Below are 15,096 nucleotides of genomic sequence, written 5' to 3'. Positions count from 1 at the left end.
CTCCTGGCGGTTTCCTTCGCGCCGGTACACCTACACACATGACGCGGTCCCAGTTGCTCGTCACCACCGACAGCCAGGACGGCCAGCTGCCCGAGGGCGCTGCCCGGTACTCCCTCCTCGTCGCCTACGACAACGACGAAGTCGTTGCCGCCCAACGACTCCGTTACCAGGTCTTCGCCGAGGAGATGGGTGCCAGGCTGCACTCCGCCCCCGGCCTGGACGCCGACGAGTTCGACGAGTTCTGCGACCACCTCGTGGTGCGCGACGACAACACCGGCGAGATCGTCGGCACCTACCGGATGCTCCCGCCCGGACGCGCCGAGCGCGCCGGCGGCCTGTACGCCGAAACCGAGTTCGACCTGTCCAACCTCGCCGGGCTGCGGGGCTCGCTGGTGGAGACCGGCCGCTCGTGCGTGCACCCCGACCACCGCTCCGGCGCCGTGGTGAGCCTGGTGTGGGCCGGGATCGGGCGGTACATGCTGCTGTCGGGCCACCGCTACCTCGGCGGCTGCGCCTCGGTCCCGCTCACCGACGGCGGTTCCTACGCCGCCGGTGTGTGGGACGTGCTGCGCGCCAAGCACTACGCGCCCGAGTCGCAGCGCGTGCGGCCGCTCAACCCGTGGCCGGACGCCGGCGTCGCGCGGCCGTCGCGATCGGTGCTGCCGCCGCTGATCAAGGGCTACACGCGGCTCGGCGCCAAGGTTTGCGGCCCGCCGGCGCACGACCCGGACTTCGGCGTCGCCGACTTCTTCACGCTGCTCGACCTGCAGTCGATGGACGAGCGCTACCTGAAGTTCTTCCTCGGGAACCAGGCGTGAGCCACCCCTGGATGCCGGTCTCGCCGTGCGGGGACGGGTGCCTGACGCCGGGCGCCCCCACGGTCGGTGGGCCGCGGCGCGCGCTGCGGTTCGCCGCCGCTGTGGCCGTGGTGCTGCTGGCTTTCGCGGCTCTGCCGGTGTTGTTCGTGCCGCGGTTGCGGGAACCGTTGGCGCGCCTGGTGTTCCGCGGCGTGCTGCGGGCGTTCGGGGTGCGGCTGGTGGTGCGGGGCGAGCCGCTGGACGGCGGCGGCCGCGGGGCGCTGGTGGTGAACAACCACATTTCGTGGCTGGACATCGTGGCGGTCAACGCGGTGCGGCCGATGCGCGCGCTGGCGAAGAAGGAGATCGCGGGCTGGCCGGTGCTGGGCACGCTCGTCGCACGTGGCGGCAGCATCTTCCTGGACCGGGAGCGGCTGTCCACGCTGCCGGCCACGATCGACGACCTGGCCGCGGCGCTGCGCGCGGGCTCGCTGGTCAACGTCACGCCCGAGGGGACGACGTGGTGCGGTCTGGCGTCCGGCCGGTTCCGCCCGGCGACCTTCCAGGCGGCGATCGACGCCGGTGTCCCGGTGCGGCCGCTCGCGTTGCGCTACCGGATGGCCGACGGCCGCGAGACGACCCAGCCGGCGTTCATCGGACCGGAGTCGCTGATCGACTCGCTGAAGCGGGTCGCGGCGCTGCGCGGGCTGGTGCTGGAAGTGACGGTGTGCGGGGAGATCGCGCCGGGGCGGGCCGCGGACCGGCGGGAGCTGGCTGGGTTGGCGGAGGCTTCGGTGCAGGCGGCGCTGGGGAATGTGGCTTTGCCGGCCCAGCGGCGGGCTTCGGCGAGGCGCTACGCGCGTATCTAGGGCGCCTGCTTCGCTTCGCTACGCCCGGATTCGCCCCTCCCGAACCCGATCTTTCAGTGTTCGGTTACCGAGAAGCGGCGTCAAGGCGGGAAAGAGTACCTTGACCCCGCTGCTCGGCAACCGATTTGGGCTGGGGATCGGGTGCGGGAGGCGGGCTGGCTCGTGGGGTGGGTGCGTTGCGTTGCCGGGTGGCGGTTTTGTGGGGTGTCTTGACCTCCACCGCACTGGAGGTGTCAGCCTGAGGTCATGATCGTCGAAGCCCGGTCGCGGGGCGTGTTGTGGACGGCCGAGCACCGGACGACCACCGTGGCCAGCCTGCTGGTCGTCACGCTGATCGCGTTCGAGAACATGGGCGTCGCCACCGCGATGCCCACCATGGTCGCCGACCTGGACGGGCAGCGCCTCTACTCGTGGCCGTTCACCGCGTTCCTCGTGGCGAGCGTCGTCGCGACCGTGCTGTCCGGGCGCTTCTGCGACCGCCGCGGCCCCGCGCTTCCGATGATCGCCGGGCCGGCCCTCTTCCTCGCCGGCCTGATCGTCGCCGGGACCGCGCCGCACATGGCGCTCCTGCTCGCCGGCCGGGTCCTCCAGGGGCTGGGCTCGGGCACCGTCCTGGTCGCCGTCTCGCTGCTCATCGCGCTCGTCTACACCGACCGGGAACGGCCGATGATGTACGCGGCCAACGCGGCGGCGTGGGTGCTGCCCGCCGTCGTCGGGCCGACCGTCGCGGGCCTGGTCACCGAGCACCTCGGCTGGCGCTGGGTGTTCCTCGGCCTCGCGCCGCTGGCCGTTCTCGGTCTCCTGATGCTGATCCCGGTCGCCCGCCGGCTCACCCACGTCGCCGGTGAACGACAGCGGCGGGCCGGGATCGTCGTCGCCCTCGCCGCCGCCGTCGGCGTCGCCGCGCTGACCTGGGCCGCCCAGCACCCGAGCCCGGCCGCGCTCGGCTACGGCGCCGCCGGGCTCCTCGCGCTCGTGCTGGCGGTCCGCCGTCTCGTCCCGCCCGGCACGGTCACCGCGCGGCCCGGGCTGCCCACCGTGGTCGCCTCCCGCGCCCTGCTCGGCGGTGCGTTCGCCGGGATGGAGGCATACCTGCCGCTGGCCATGGCGACCGTGCACGGCTACAGCCCGGCGCTGGCCGGTCTCCCGCTGACCGCGACCGCGCTCACCTGGTCGGCCGCCTCCGCCGTGCAGGGCCGCCACCCGGACTGGTCCCGCGAGAAGCTGCTGCGCGCCGGGTTCGCCATGGTCGCCGTCAGCGTGCTGCTGTTCGGGTTCGTCGCGCAGCCGTGGTTCCCCGGCTGGCTCGCGTTCGTCGCGTGCCTGATCGGCGGGGCCGGCATGGGCATCGCCTACCCGTCGATCTCGCTGCTGTTGCTGCGCTTCTCGCCCGAGCACGAGCGCGGGTTCAACACCTCCGCCATGCAGCTGGGCGACTGGGTCGCGTCGGCGCTGACGGTCGGCTTCGGCGGGGTCCTGCTCGGCCTGCTCGCCTCGGCCCGCGAGCCCGCGCCCGCCTTGGGTGTGCTCGCGCTCACCCTCGCCGCGCTCGCCGTGGTGGGCGTCGTCATCACCCGCCGGTGGCCCACGCGCGGGTGATACCGCACGGTCTACCCTGGTGGTGCGATGACCTATCTCGACCACGCGGCGACCACCCCCATGTCGCCGTCCGCCATTGCGGCGATGAGCGAGGCGCTGTCCACGGTGGGCAACGCCAGCTCGCTGCATTCCTCCGGCCGCCGCGCGCGGCGGGCCGTCGAGGAGGCGCGGGAGGTCATCGGCGAGGCGATGGGCGCCCGTCCGTCCGAGGTCATCTTCACCGCGGGCGGCACGGAGAGCGACAACCTCGCGGTCAAGGGCATCTTCTGGGCCCGGCACGGCGCCGACCCGGCCCGCCGCCGCGTCCTGGCGAGCGCGGTCGAGCACCACGCCGTGCTCGACGCGGTGCAGTGGCTGGCCGACCACGCGCAGGCCGAGGTGACCTGGCTGGACGTGGACGAGCACGGCCGCGTGCTGCCGGAGACGCTGCGCAAGGCCATCGAGGCCGACCCGGACGACGTGGCGCTGGTCACCGTCATGTGGGCGAACAACGAGGTCGGCACGGTCAACCCGATGCCGGAGCTGGCCGCGATCTGCGCCGAGCACGCCATCCCGCTGCACACCGACGCCGTCCAGGCCGTCGGCGGCGTCCCGGTCCACTTCGCCGACAGCGGCGTGGCCGCGCTGACCCTCACCGGCCACAAGCTCGGCGGCCCGTACGGTGTCGGCGCGCTGCTGCTCTCGCGCGACACCGAATGCGTGCCGCTGCTGCACGGCGGCGGTCAGGAACGCGACGTCCGCTCCGGCACGCTCGACGTGCCGGCCATCCGCGCGTTCGCCACGGCCGTCGAGGAGGCGGTGCGCGAGCAGCCGCGCTACGCCGAGCGGGTCGGCGCCCTGCGGGACGCGCTCATCGAAGCGGTCCGGCGCGAGGTGCCCGACGTCATCCTCAACGGCATGCCCACCGGCGAGGGCAGGCTGCCCGGCATCGCGCACTTCACGTTCCCCGGCTGCGCGGGCGACAGCCTGCTGATGCTGCTGGACGCCAAGGGCATCGAGTGCTCGACCGGCTCGGCGTGCACCGCGGGCGTCGCGCAGCCCAGCCACGTGCTGCTGGCGATGGGCGCCGACGCCGCGTCGGCCCGCGGGTCGCTGCGGTTCTCGCTCGGCCACACGTCCACCCCGGAGGACGTCGAGGCGGTGGCGCGGGAGATCGGCGCCGTGGTCGCGCGGGCGCGGCAGGCCGGCCTGTCCGGGCTGCGCAAGAACAAGCAGGAGGTGTGATGCGGGTACTGGCCGCGATGAGCGGGGGAGTGGACTCGGCCGTGGCGGCGGCCCGCGCGGTGGAGGCCGGGCACGACGTGGTCGGCGTGCACCTGGCGCTGTCGGCCAAGCCCGGCACGCTGCGCACCGGGTCGCGCGGGTGCTGCACGATCGAGGACTCGCACGACGCGCGCCGCGCCGCGGACATCCTCGGCATCCCGTTCTACGTCTGGGACTTCGCCGAGCGGTTCACCGAGGAGGTCATCGAGACCTTCGTCGGCGAGTACGCCGCGGGCCGCACGCCCAACCCGTGCGTCACCTGCAACGAGAAGATCAAGTTCGAGGCCCTGCTGGAGAAGGCGATCGCGCTCGGCTTCGACGCCGTCGCCACCGGACACTACGCCCGGCTGTCCATGGTGGACGGTGTGCCGGAGCTGCGCCGCGCGGTGGACGCGGACAAGGACCAGTCCTACGTGCTGGCCTCGCTGACGCCCGAGCAGCTGCGCCACTCGATGTTCCCGGTCGGCGACACCCGCAAGCCGGACATCCGCGCCGAGGCCGAGCGCCGCGGCCTCGCCGTCGCGCGCAAGCCGGACAGCCACGACATCTGCTTCATCCCCGACGGCGACACCAAGAAGTTCCTGGAAAAGCGCCTCGGCCAGCGGCCGGGCGATCTGGTGGACGCCGAGACCGGCGCGGTCCTCGGCCGCCACACCGGCGTGCACGGCTTCACCATCGGCCAGCGCAAGGGCCTGGGCATCGACCGCTCGGTGCTGGACGGCAAGCCGCGCTACGTGCTGGCGCTGGAGCCGGTGTCCGGCACGGTCAAGGTCGGCTCGGCCGACGCGCTGACCGTCCGCGAGATCCGCGCCGACCGCCCGGTCTGGCCCGGACGGCCACTGGACGGCCCGACGGAGTGCGTGGTCCAGGTCCGCGCCCACGGCGGTCTCGGCGAGGCCGTCGCGGAGACCGACGGTGACCAGGTGCGGATCCAGTTGCGCGAACCGCTCACCGGCGTCGCTCCCGGGCAGGTCGTCGTGCTCTACCGGCCGGACGCCGCGGGGGACATCGTGCTGGGCAGCGCGAAGATCGTGGCGACCGACGGGTAACGCCCGATCCGGTGAACTCGATGGCTGCGCGGTTTAGCCGCGCGGCGCTAGCATCGTGGTCCGGTTCCGGCCGGAGACACGACCACGTTGCCGAGGGGGCGAACCTGGTGTCCGACGTGCCGCGCACCCCGCTCACCGAGCGGCTGCTGGACCTCGCCGTCGAGTACCGCTCCGGGGCGTCCGTGGTGCGCGCGACCGGCGAAATCGACCTCTGCACCGCGCCCCGGCTCGCCGAGACGCTCGCCGGGCAGCTCGGTCCGGTCGTGCTCGACCTGACGCGGGTCGCGTTCCTCAGCGCCGCGGGCGTGCAGGCGATGCTCGACGTGCGCGAGCTGCGGGTGGTCGCGCCGCGGTGCAGCCAGGTCGCCCGCGTCCTCGACCTCACCGGCCTGACCGCGATCCTGCCCCGCTACGAGACCGTGCCCGAGGCCTTGAGTTCATGATCTGCTGACCCTCCGGAAGAGGGCGACCGTCGGCTGAGGGCGGACGCAGAACCCTCGGGGAAGGCACTTCCGGTGGCGCGCGCGGCTTCGATTTCACCGGGTACACGCGCGGCAGCGCGATGCGCCGCGTTGCGCAACCGCCGACCCGCCGCCCTGGTGATGGAAACCCTCGACGGGATCGCGCTGCCGGACGTCACGTCGGGAACGGTGCGAGGCGACGCGGGCCGACACTGAGCACGGCCCACACGACCTTCCCGCCGTCCTGCGCGGGGGAGCAGCCCCAGGCGCTGGACAGCGCCGAGATGACCTGCAGGCCGTAGCCCTGCAGCCGGCCGCTGGGCCGCTGCCGAAGCACGGCCGGGTGCGGGTCCTCGTCGCGGACGGCGATGGTCAGGTAGCCGCGGCGCAGCTCCAGCCGCACCTCCAGCGCGGTGCCGGCGTGCGTGATCGCGTTCTCGACCAGCTCGGTGGCCACGCCGAGCGCGTCCTCCAGCCGGTGCCGGATGTTCCACTCGCGACAGGTCTCCTGGACGAACCGCCGCGCGCCGTGCGAGCTGCTGGGGAGCGGCAGGAACACGGCCGACCGCCGCCGTCGCTGCGGCGGTTCCGCCACCGCTTCGATAGCCGTCTCCAGGCGGGGGTAGACGGGCACGAAGCGGCGGATCGCGCTGCCGGAGAGCAACTGGTGCCGCCGCGGGTCGTTCGCGACGAGCAGCACCGGCACGGCGGGCCACTGGTCGGTGCGCATCCGGACCGCCGAAAACACGGTCAGAGCGGGCTCGGTGGTCACGTCCAGGTCGTCCACCTGCGCGATCAACGCCCGTGGCTGGTCCAGCGTCAGCTTGATCAGGCTGTCCCGGAGTTCCCCGTAGCTGTGGCCGTTCAGCCTGCCGGTGAGGTCGACGACCGTGCACCCGGCGACCTCCCGCCGCCGGATGCGGACCCGCCCAGCGGTGCTCATCTTCCGACACCGCCTCCACACTTCTCGTCGGTCGTGTCAGCGGTTTGATACCCCGCCGGGGGGCCAGTCATTCCTCCTCATGCAACTCCTGGTGGGCCAATCCCCGCAAGAGGGGCAGAAAGACGTCGTCGACAATCTCGGTAATCGTTTTCTCGTCGATTTCCCGGTGGTGGAAGATCGCCTCGGCGCGGATGAGGTCGAGGGGCACGCGCGCGACCCGCGGCGGAATCTCGACCGGCGGAATCTCCCCACGGGCCACGGCTTTCCGCACGATGGCCTCGACGGACGGCCGCTGCCGTGCGGCGGCGATCTGCCTGAGCAACAAGGCGAACGCTTGCGGATCGCGGCACGTTTCGCTCATCAGTCCGACGACAACGTCGCGCGGGGTGTCCTGAAATCGGTGCAGCAATCGATGCATCAGCGCCAGCAAGTCCGACCGGAGGCCGCCGGTGTCGGGCGGGTCCTCGCCGTCCGGCAGACGACGGCGCCAGGCCGCGAGGACCAGTTCGGGGCGTCCGGGCCAGCGGCGGTAGATCACCGGCTTGCTGGTGCCCGCGCGGACCGCGACGCCTTCCATGGTCAGCTTGGCGTAGCCGACCTCGACGAGTTCGGCCCAGGCCGCGTCCAGGATCGCCGACTCCAGCTCCGCCCCGTGGCGCCTCGACTTCGGCTGCGGCACCCGCCCTCCAAAATACGTTGCGTTTCTTACGGCGGTAGTCTACGCAGTGGGTACCGATCGTTTCCTAGGGGGAATCGTGCTCATCCGGATATTGCGGACATTCCTGCGTCCGTACTGGCGAGCGCTCGCCGCGGTGGTGGTGCTGCAGCTCGTGGGCACCATCGCGTCGCTCTACCTGCCGAGCCTCAACGCCGACATCATCGATCGCGGCGTGGCCACGGGGGACACCGGCTACATCCTCTCGACCGGCGGCTGGATGCTGGCCGTGACGCTGCTGCAGATCGCCTGCTCCATCGGCGCGGTGTACTTCGGGGCACGCAGCGCGGCCGGGTTCGGGCGCGACGTGCGGGCCGCCGTCTTCCACCGCGTGGGCGGCTTCTCCGCCCGCGAAGTGGCGCAGTTCGGGGCGCCGTCGCTGATCACCCGCACCACCAACGACGTGCAGCAGGTGCAGATGATCGTGGTGATGGGCTGCACGATCCTGATCATGGCGCCGATCATGTGCGTCGGCGGAATCGTGCTCGCACTGGAACAGGACGTGGGGTTGTCCTGGCTGCTGCTGGTTGCGATCCCGGTGCTGCTCGTCGCGATCGGGCTCGTCGTGTCGCGGATGGTGCCGCAGTTCCGGCTCATGCAGACCCGCATCGACCAGGTCAACCGCGTGCTGCGGGAACAGCTGTCCGGCATCCGCGTGGTGCGGGCGTTCGTGCGCGAGCGCGACGAGGTACGGCGGTTCGCCGTCGCCAACGACGAGCTGACCGTCACCGCGCTGCGCGTCGGCCGTCTGCAGGCGCTGATCTTCCCCACGGTCCTGCTGGTGATGAACGCTTCCAGCGTCGCCGTGCTGTGGTTCGGCGCGCACCGCGTGGCGGGCGGGGAGATGCAGATCGGCGCGCTGACGGCGTTCCTGAACTACCTGATCCAGATCCTGATGTCGGTCACCATGGCGACCTTCATCGCGACGATGATCCCGCGCGCGTCCGTGTGCGCCGAGCGCATCGCCGAGGTGCTGGACACCGACTCGTCGGTGCGGCCGCCGCTGCGGCCGGTGCGGGAGGTGACCGAACACGGCGCGGTCGAGTTCCAGGGGGTCGAGTTCCGGTACCCGGGCGCGGACGCCCCGGTGCTGCGGGACATCTCCTTCCGCGCGGAGGCGGGGAAGACCACCGCGATCATCGGCAGCACCGGCGCCGGCAAGACCACGCTGCTGTCGCTGGTGCCGCGGCTCGTCGACGTCACGGCGGGGCGGGTGCTGGTGGACGGCGTCGACGTGCGGGAACTCGACCCGGACGTGCTGTGGAGCCGCATCGGGCTGGTGCCGCAGCGGCCGTACCTGTTCACCGGCACGGTGGCGAGCAACCTGCGCTACGGCAAACCGGACGCCACCGACGAAGAACTCTGGCAGGCGCTGGAGATCGCGCAGGCGCGGGAGTTCGTGTCGGAGATGCCCGGCGGTCTGGACGCGCCGATCGCGCAGGGCGGCACGAACGTCTCCGGCGGGCAGCGGCAGCGGCTCGCGATTGCGCGGGCACTGGTGCGCAAGCCGGAGGTCTACCTGTTCGACGACTCGTTCTCGGCGCTGGACCTGGCGACCGACGCCCGGCTGCGCGCGGCGCTGGCCCCGCACACCGCGGAGGCCGCGGTTCTCGTGGTGGCGCAACGGGTTTCCACGATCGTCGACGCCGATCAGATCGTCGTGCTGGAGAACGGGGAGATCGCCGGCCGCGGCACGCACGCCGAGCTGCTGCGCGACTGCCCCACCTACCTCGAGATCGTGCAGTCCCAGCTCACCGCGGAGGAAGCGGCGTGACCAGACCAGGTTTCCCCGGCGCGCCGGCCGGGCCCGTGCAGAAGCCGAAGAGCTTCGGCGACGCCGCCCGCCGCCTGATGGGCCGGCTGCGCCCGGAACGGCTCACGCTCGCGTTCGTGGTCGTCCTCGGCGTCGCCAGCGTCGCGTTCACCGTGGTGGGGCCGAAGATCCTCGGCCACGCCACCGACATCATCTTCGGCGGGTTCATCTCCAGCCGGCTGCCCGCGGGCACTACCACCGAGCAGGCGGTCGCGGCGGCGCGGGCGGAGGGCAACACCAACCTCGCCGACATGCTCGCCCGGATGGACGTCGTGCCGGGCGCGGGCATCGACTTCGCCGCGCTCGGCCGGGTGCTGTCCTGGGTGCTGGTGCTGTACGTGGCCGCGTCGGTGTTCGGGTGGCTGCAGGGGTACCTGCTCAACGGGGCCGTGCAGCGCGTGGTGTACCGCCTGCGCGAGGACGTCGAGGCGAAGCTTCACCGGCTGCCGTTGCGGTACTTCGACGGGCAGCCGCGCGGAGAGCTGCTGTCCCGCGTCACCAACGACATCGACAACATCTCCCTGACGCTGCAACAGACCCTGAGCCAGCTGCTCACGTCGCTGCTGTCGCTGATCGGCGTGCTGGTGATGATGTTCGTGGTCTCGCCGCTGCTGGCGGTGATCGCGTTGCTCGTGGTCCCGGCCTCGATCGCGCTGACCAGGGTCATCGGGAAGCGCTCGCAGAAGCTGTTCGTGGCGCAGTGGAAGCACACCGGCGCGCTCAACGCGCACATCGAGGAGGCGTTCAGCGGGCACGAGCTGGTGACGGTTTTCGGCCGCCGCCGCGAGGTGGAGCAGGAGTTCGCGCGCCGCAACGGCGATCTCTACCGCGCCGGGATGGGCGCGCAGTTCATCTCCGGGATCATCATGCCCGCGATGATGTTCCTGTCGAACCTCAGCTACGTGGTGCTGGCCGTCATCGGCGGTCTGCGCGTGGCGACGGGGACGATGACGCTCGGCGACGTGCAGGCGTTCCTGCAGTACTCGCGCCAGTTCACGCAGCCGCTGACGCAGGCCGCGTCGATGGCGAACCTGCTGCAGTCCGGGGTCGCCTCGGCCGAGCGGGTCTTCGAGCTGCTGGACGCGGCGGAGCAGGAGCCGGACACCGCGTCGCCGCAGCTGCCGGAGCAGCGCCGGGGCCGGGTGGAGTTCGAGCACGTCGGCTTCTCCTACGACCCGGAGCGGCGGCTGATCGAGGACCTGTCGCTGGTCGCCGAGCCGGGGCAGACGGTGGCGATCGTCGGCCCGACCGGGGCGGGCAAGACCACGCTGGTGAACCTGATCATGCGGTTCTACGAGCTGGACGCGGGGCGGATCACGCTCGACGGCGTGGACATCACCGAGATGACCCGCGACGAGCTGCGCGGTCAGACCGGGATGGTGCTGCAGGACACCTGGCTGTTCAACGGGAGCATCCGGGACAACATCGCCTACGGCCGGCCGTCGGCGACCCCCGAGGAGGTGGAGGCCGCCGCGCGGGCCACGTTCGTTGACCGGTTCGTGCGCAGCCTGCCCGACGGTTACGACACGGTGATCGACGACGAGGGCACCAACCTCAGCGCGGGGGAGAAGCAGCTGGTGACGATCGCGCGGGCGTTCCTCGCCGACCCGTCGCTGCTGATCCTCGACGAGGCCACCAGCTCGGTCGACACCCGCACCGAGGCGTTGCTGCAGCAGGCGATGGCGGCGCTGCGGACCGACCGCACCTCGTTCGTGATCGCGCACCGCCTGTCCACGATCCGCGACGCCGACCTCATCCTGGTGATGGAGTCGGGGCGGATCGTGGAGCAGGGCACGCACGAGGAGCTGCTCGCCGCGGGCGGCGCCTACTACCGGCTGTACTCCGCGCAGTTCCGCAGCCCGGTGGAAGCTGTGTCCTGACGGGTGGGGCGGCCTCGTCCGGCGACGAGGCCGCCCGCCACGGCGGCGGCGATCACGACAACGCCGAACGCGGTGGCCCCGGTCGCCAGGCCGGTGGCGTCGCTGAGGAACCCGGCGGCGAGCGGCAGGACCGCGGCGGGCACGTAGCCGCCGACGTTCTGCGCCGCGGTCGCCTCAGCGAGCCGGTTCGCCGGGACGCTCGCGTTGACCAGCGTGAGGCCGCCGAACTGGCCCATGCCCTGGCCGGTCCCGGCGAGCACCGCGGCGACCGCGAGCAGCGTGAGCGACGAGGTCTGCAGCGAGGCGATCAGGGCGGCCATGCTCGCCGTGGTCGAAGCGGCGCCGGCGATCAGGATGGTCCGGGCGGGCAGGCCGCGCACGGCGAACTGGATGCCCGTCGCGCCGAGGAACATGACGAACGCGAGCGCGCCGGCGACGATCCGGTCGGTGCTGCCCAGCAGGTCGGTCAGGACGGACGGGCCGAGGGACAGCACGAACGAGGTGGCCGTGATGCCGGGCGCGAACACGGCGATGCCGCGCAGGACCGCGCCGCGGCCGTCCGGGTGGACGTTCGGGATCCGGATCCACGCGCGGCTGGTGCTCTGTGGGCGTGGCAGCGGCAGCCGCGCGACGACGACCGCGGCGGAGGCGAGCAGGACGATCTCGGCGAGGAAGATCGTGACCGTCGGCCCGGGCAGGGTCTCCGACGCGACGCCCGCCAGCAGCGGCCCGAGGCCGGCGCCGAGGACCATCGCGGTCGAGGACGCCAGTGCCGCGGTCTTGCCGCGTCCCGGGGCGACGTCGTTGACCGCGGCCATGCCGGCGGAGACCGCGGCGCCGACCGCGAGCCCGGCGAGGAACCGCGCGATGGCCAGGGCGAGCACCGAGGCGGCGGTCGCGAAGAGGACGCAGGAGACGATGCCCAGCGCGAGTGCCGGCAGGAGAACGGGTTTGCGCCCGATCCGGTCGGAGACCACACCCGCGACCAGGAGCGCGCCGAGCAGGCCAGCGATGTAGCAGGCGAAGACGACGGTCAGGACGCCCGAGGAGAAGCCGAGTTCGCGTTGCCAGAGCACGTAGAGCGGGGTGGGGGCGTTGGACAGGACGAACACGGCGAGGACCGGCCAGGCGGCGAGCCAGGCGGCGCGTTTCGGGATCACGAGGACTCCTAGTTCGACTTTTCTCGTACTTGTTCGAAGATAGCCGAACTAAGGGCTATGATCGGGATTGTGACCGAGGAGGCGCTGCCGCAGCCGGCGCGCGAGGAGATCCGCCTGGAGACGGTGCTGTCCGCGCTGAGCGACCCGCTGCGGCTGGGGATGGTGCGGAAGCTGCTGCTGGAGTCGCCGGGCGTGCCGCGCTCCTGCGGGTGGTTCGGGATCGACCGCCCGAAGTCGACGCTGAGCCACCACTTCAAGCTGCTGCGCGAGGCCGGCGTGACGACCCAGAGGCAGTACGGACTGGAGCGACGCAGCGAGGTGCGGGTGGCCGATTTGGAGGCGCGCTTCCCGGGGCTGCTGGAGCTGGTGCGGAACTGGGAGCCACCGGCCGCCGCGTGACGTGGCGGGTGGCGGGCCGAGGGCGCTTTGGGACGCGCCCTCCCGGCGAAGACCTTGCCACGGGCGATCCCCTCCCGCGCGCGTGCCGGCACTGCCCCCGGCACCCGCGAAGGCGTCCGCCCCTCAGAGCATCAGCTTGAAACCCACGTGGCTGGCCGCAAACCCCAGCCGCTCGTAGAAGCGGTGCGCGTCCACCCTCGAGGCGTCCGACGTGAGCTGCACCATCGCGCACCCGCGCCGCCGGGCCTCGTCGACCGCGAACTCCATCAGCGTCGCCCCGAGGCCGCCGCCCCGCTGGTCCGCGCGCACCCGCACGGCCTCCACCAGCGCCCGCGTCGCGCCGCGGCGGGACAGGCCCGGGATGAACGTGAGCTGCAACGTCCCGACCAGCGAACCGTCCCGCTCCGCCACCGCCAGCAGCTGGTTCGGGTCCGCGTCGATGGCCTCGAACGCCCGCAGGTACGCCGGATCGCCGGGCTGCTCGCGCCGGGCGCCGAGGTGGTCGTCGGCCAGCATCGCCACGATCTCCTCGACATCCGACCGCCGAGCACGTCTAATGTGGATCTCACTCACGACAATCGAGTATGGCACCGGCGCCGAAGGAGGAGTCCCCTTGACCACGCTCCGCTCCAGCACCGTCGCGGACATCCTCCGCCGCAGCGCGGCCCGCTGGCCCGCCCGCGTCGCGCTGAAGTTCGCCGGACGGCAGTGGACCTACGCCGACCTCGACGCCGCCGTCACCCGCGCCGCCGCGCACCTGCTCGGCCTCGGGCTCGTCAAGGGCGACCGGGTCGCCGCGTACGGCAAGAACTCCGACGCCTACCTCATCGGCTTCCTCGCCTGCGCCCGCGCCGGGCTGGTGCACGTCCCGATCAACTACAACCTCACCGGCGACGAGCTGGCCTACCTGGTCGAACAGTCCGGCAGCCGGGTCGCGCTCGCCGACCCCGCCCTCGCCGGCAACCTGCCCGCGCTGGAAGAAGTCGTGCCCCTGCGCGACGCCGACGGTTCGCTCGTCGCGCTCTCCGGCGATGTCCCCGAGCTGGACGCCGAGGTGAGCGACGGCGACCTCGCCCAGCTGCTCTACACCTCGGGCACGACCTCCCGGCCCAAGGGCGCGATGATGACCCACCGCGCGCTGGTCCACGAGTACATCTCGTGCATCACCGGCCTCGACCTCACCGCGGACGACGACCCGCTGCACGTCATGCCGCTCTACCACTCCGCCCAGATGCACGTGTTCCTCGTGCCGTGGCTGGCCGTCGGTGCGACCAACACGCTGCTGGAGACCCCCGATCCGACGGACATCCTGCGCCGCCTGGCCGAGGACCGGCACGGCGCGTTCTTCGCCGCGCCGACGCTGTGGGTCGCGCTGACCAACCACCCGGACTTCGGCTCGCGGGACCTCACCGCGCTGCGCAAGGCGTACTACGGCGCGTCGATCATGCCCGGTCCGGTGCTCGACCGTCTCCGCCAGGCCATGCCGGAACTGGGGTTCTACAACTGCTTCGGCCAGTCGGAGATCGGCCCGCTGGCGACCATCCTGCGCCCCGAGGACCACGCCGAGCGCCCCGATTCGGCCGGTCGCCCGGTGCTGTTCGTCGAGCTGCGCGTGGTCGACGCCGAGGGCAACGACGTGTCGCCTGGCGAGTCCGGGGAATGCGTGTACCGGAGTCCTCAGCTGTGCGAGGGGTACTGGGACAAGCCCGAGGAGACCGAAGAAGCGTTCCGCGACGGCTGGTTCCACTCGGGCGACCTGGTGCGCATCGACGAGGAGGGCTACATCTACGTCGTCGACCGCATCAAGGACGTCATCAACACCGGCGGCGTGCTGGTGGCCTCCCGCGAGGTGGAGGACGCGCTCTACACCCACCCCGCGGTCGCCGAAGCCGCGGTGATCGGTGTCCCGGACGAGAAGTGGATCGAGGCGATCACCGCCGTGGTGGTGTCCAAAGAGGACGTTTCACCGGAGGCGCTGATCGCCCACGTCCGCGAGCGGCTGTCCGCGTTCAAGGTCCCGAAGGCGATCCGTTTCGTGCCGGACCTGCCGCGCAACGCCTCGGGCAAGATCCTCAAGCGCGAGCTGCGGGACCAGTTCTCCTGACCGGCCCCGCCGGGGCTCACGCCGGCTGGCCGTGATCCGGCGGC

At 72.1% G+C, this 15,096-nt stretch carries 14 protein-coding genes; 10 read left to right on the top strand and 4 right to left on the bottom strand.

Annotation, left to right across the window (positions count from 1 at the left end):
• Positions 1–38: 38 nt before the first annotated feature.
• The 6 genes from IE290_RS27545 to IE290_RS27520 all read left to right on the top strand — a co-directional run bounded on the left by IE290_RS27545 (position 39) and on the right by IE290_RS27520 (position 6,020).
• Positions 39–818, top strand: a complete 780-nt coding sequence (locus IE290_RS27545) for a GNAT family N-acetyltransferase (protein WP_191247612.1) — start codon at positions 39–41, stop codon at positions 816–818.
• On the top strand, positions 815–1,666 hold the full coding sequence (locus IE290_RS27540) for a lysophospholipid acyltransferase family protein (protein WP_191247611.1): 852 nt from the start codon (positions 815–817) through the stop codon (positions 1,664–1,666). Before IE290_RS27545 ends, IE290_RS27540 begins: the two co-directional genes overlap by 4 nt.
• A 246-nt stretch (positions 1,667–1,912) precedes the next feature.
• Positions 1,913–3,265, top strand: coding sequence for an MFS transporter (locus tag IE290_RS27535; RefSeq protein WP_191247610.1), 1,353 nt, complete (start codon positions 1,913–1,915; stop codon positions 3,263–3,265).
• A gap of 27 nt (positions 3,266–3,292) precedes the next feature.
• A complete protein-coding gene (locus tag IE290_RS27530) occupies positions 3,293–4,489 on the top strand; it encodes a cysteine desulfurase family protein (RefSeq protein ID WP_191247609.1) in 1,197 nt (398 codons plus the stop codon).
• A complete protein-coding gene (gene mnmA / locus IE290_RS27525) occupies positions 4,489–5,577 on the top strand; it encodes a tRNA 2-thiouridine(34) synthase MnmA (protein ID WP_191247608.1) in 1,089 nt (362 codons plus the stop codon). The genes IE290_RS27530 and mnmA overlap by 1 nt, the downstream gene beginning before the upstream one ends.
• A gap of 107 nt (positions 5,578–5,684) precedes the next feature.
• A complete protein-coding gene (locus IE290_RS27520; RefSeq protein WP_191247607.1) occupies positions 5,685–6,020 on the top strand; it encodes an STAS domain-containing protein in 336 nt (111 codons plus the stop codon).
• A 193-nt stretch (positions 6,021–6,213) separates the two neighbouring features.
• Here IE290_RS27520 and IE290_RS27515 read toward each other — a convergent pair whose 3' ends face one another.
• Both IE290_RS27515 and IE290_RS27510 read right to left on the bottom strand, forming a co-directional pair.
• On the bottom strand, positions 6,214–6,981 hold the full coding sequence (locus tag IE290_RS27515) for an ATP-binding protein (protein WP_191247606.1): 768 nt from the start codon (positions 6,979–6,981) through the stop codon (positions 6,214–6,216).
• A 67-nt stretch (positions 6,982–7,048) separates the two neighbouring features.
• Complete coding sequence (locus tag IE290_RS27510) at positions 7,049–7,660, bottom strand: TetR/AcrR family transcriptional regulator (RefSeq protein WP_191247605.1); 612 nt, start codon at positions 7,658–7,660, stop codon at positions 7,049–7,051.
• A gap of 76 nt (positions 7,661–7,736) precedes the next feature.
• Between IE290_RS27510 and IE290_RS27505 the strand changes: the two genes are divergently transcribed.
• A complete protein-coding gene (locus tag IE290_RS27505) occupies positions 7,737–9,470 on the top strand; it encodes an ABC transporter ATP-binding protein (RefSeq protein WP_191247604.1) in 1,734 nt (577 codons plus the stop codon).
• A 77-nt stretch (positions 9,471–9,547) separates the two neighbouring features.
• Positions 9,548–11,389: an ABC transporter ATP-binding protein gene (locus IE290_RS27500; protein ID WP_229874775.1), complete on the top strand. Its 1,842-nt coding sequence runs from the start codon at positions 9,548–9,550 to the stop codon at positions 11,387–11,389.
• Here IE290_RS27500 and IE290_RS27495 read toward each other — a convergent pair.
• A complete protein-coding gene (locus tag IE290_RS27495) occupies positions 11,338–12,549 on the bottom strand; it encodes an MFS transporter (protein ID WP_229874734.1) in 1,212 nt (403 codons plus the stop codon). The genes IE290_RS27500 and IE290_RS27495 overlap by 52 nt on opposite strands.
• Positions 12,550–12,618: 69 nt before the next feature.
• Between IE290_RS27495 and IE290_RS27490 the strand changes: the two genes are divergently transcribed.
• The gene (locus IE290_RS27490; protein ID WP_373300527.1) at positions 12,619–12,948 is read left to right on the top strand and encodes an ArsR/SmtB family transcription factor; all 330 of its coding nucleotides are present in this window, start codon (positions 12,619–12,621) and stop codon (positions 12,946–12,948) included.
• Between the two features lie 123 nt (positions 12,949–13,071).
• Here the strand turns inward: IE290_RS27490 and IE290_RS27485 are convergent, their stop codons facing one another.
• Entirely contained in the window at positions 13,072–13,464 is a 393-nt protein-coding gene (locus tag IE290_RS27485; RefSeq protein WP_229874733.1) for a GNAT family N-acetyltransferase, read from the bottom strand.
• Between the two features lie 97 nt (positions 13,465–13,561).
• On the opposite strand from IE290_RS27485, the gene IE290_RS27480 reads away from it, so the two are divergent.
• Positions 13,562–15,052, top strand: coding sequence for an acyl-CoA synthetase (locus IE290_RS27480; protein WP_191247601.1), 1,491 nt, complete (start codon positions 13,562–13,564; stop codon positions 15,050–15,052).
• Positions 15,053–15,096: the final 44 nt, after the last annotated feature.

Source organism: Amycolatopsis deserti, from assembly GCF_014653945.1.
GTDB classification, from domain to species: domain Bacteria; phylum Actinomycetota; class Actinomycetes; order Mycobacteriales; family Pseudonocardiaceae; genus Amycolatopsis_E; species Amycolatopsis_E deserti.
Note: the sequence above shows the minus strand (reverse complement) of the source record. Positions and strands in the feature narration are given on the sequence as shown.

Excerpts from the sequence above, each read along its gene's own strand:
- IE290_RS27545 (WP_191247612.1), top strand. The coding sequence starts at position 39 with ATGACGCGGTCCCAGTTGCTCGTCACCACCGACAGCCAGGACGGCCAG.
- IE290_RS27535 (WP_191247610.1), top strand. The coding sequence starts at position 1,913 with ATGATCGTCGAAGCCCGGTCGCGGGGCGTGTTGTGGACGGCCGAGCAC.
- IE290_RS27530 (WP_191247609.1), top strand. The coding sequence starts at position 3,293 with ATGACCTATCTCGACCACGCGGCGACCACCCCCATGTCGCCGTCCGCC.
- mnmA (WP_191247608.1), top strand. The coding sequence starts at position 4,489 with ATGCGGGTACTGGCCGCGATGAGCGGGGGAGTGGACTCGGCCGTGGCG.
- IE290_RS27515 (WP_191247606.1), bottom strand. The coding sequence starts at position 6,981 with ATGAGCACCGCTGGGCGGGTCCGCATCCGGCGGCGGGAGGTCGCCGGG.
- IE290_RS27500 (WP_229874775.1), top strand. The coding sequence starts at position 9,548 with ATGGGCCGGCTGCGCCCGGAACGGCTCACGCTCGCGTTCGTGGTCGTC.
- IE290_RS27485 (WP_229874733.1), bottom strand. The coding sequence starts at position 13,464 with ATGCTGGCCGACGACCACCTCGGCGCCCGGCGCGAGCAGCCCGGCGAT.